This window comes from Duganella radicis (assembly GCF_009720825.1).
Lineage (GTDB): Bacteria > Pseudomonadota > Gammaproteobacteria > Burkholderiales > Burkholderiaceae_D > Rugamonas > Rugamonas radicis.
On record NZ_WNKY01000157.1, the window covers coordinates 1 to 227 of the forward strand.

1 rRNA gene is annotated in these 227 nt (G+C 41.9%); it reads right to left on the bottom strand.

Going from position 1 to position 227, the window contains the following annotated elements:
• Positions 1 to 103: ribosomal RNA gene (locus GM676_RS31490) — 23S ribosomal RNA — on the bottom strand; the annotation flags it as partial.
• Between the last annotated feature and the right edge of the window lie 124 nt (positions 104 to 227).

A 227-nucleotide genomic window follows, 5' to 3' on the forward strand; every position in this document is an offset into this window, starting at 1 on the left:
TCAAAGCTTGTTTGCTAGCTCCCCGCAGCTTATCGCAAGCTACTACGTCCTTCATCGCCTGTAATCGCCAAGGCATCCGCCATGTGCACTTATTCACTTGTCCCTATAACCTTGACGGCTATAGTTCAAGCATTTACTACTATGTGATGATGAGTTTTACTACCCTAAGTGTGTAATTTCTTACACGCTTAATAAAACTTTACTTCTTCCAGATTGTTAAAGAACGG